We start from the raw sequence: 571 nt of genomic DNA on the forward strand, positions 1-571 counted from the left end.
GCCTGCACAAATGTTCGCCGTAATCATCGATTCTTCAACAAGACGGTTTGCACTGCGGCGCATATCAGCGTGAATAGCGATAACGTCATTGTCTTCACTTAGCTCAAAACGGTAGTCAGGACGGTCTGGGAATACGACTGCGTTTTTCTCACGCCATTCTGCGCGAGCTAGAGAAAACTCGTATAGATCACGTACGATAGTTGCGATTTCTTCTGAAGGTTGCCATGCGTCAGAGTTGCCGTTTTCTAGCCAATCAGAAACGTGATCGTATGCTAGGCGCGCGTGTGACTTGATGTTTGCAGCGAAGAATTTGATATCGTCACCAATCACACCGTCTTTGCTCACTGTTACGGTGCAGCAGATTGCTGGGCGGATTTCTCCTTCAATTAGAGAGCATAGGTTGTCCGCTAGGTCGCGAGGTAACATCGGGATGTTACGGCCTGGTAGATAAATGGTGTAACCACGCTCACGCGCGACTTTATCCATTTCGTCTTCAGGTGTGATGTACGCAGTTGGGTCAGCAATCGCGATAGTTAACTCAAAATCACCAGATTCTGTTTTCTTCGCGTAC

1 protein-coding gene is annotated in these 571 nt (G+C 48.2%); it reads right to left on the minus strand.

Annotated elements, in window-relative coordinates; translation table 11 throughout:
- The coding region (locus tag R7Q11_RS28240; RefSeq protein ID WP_225467235.1) for an RNB domain-containing ribonuclease at positions 1-571 on the minus strand (571 nt) is incomplete at both ends.

Source organism: Vibrio sp. 970 (assembly GCF_033339075.1).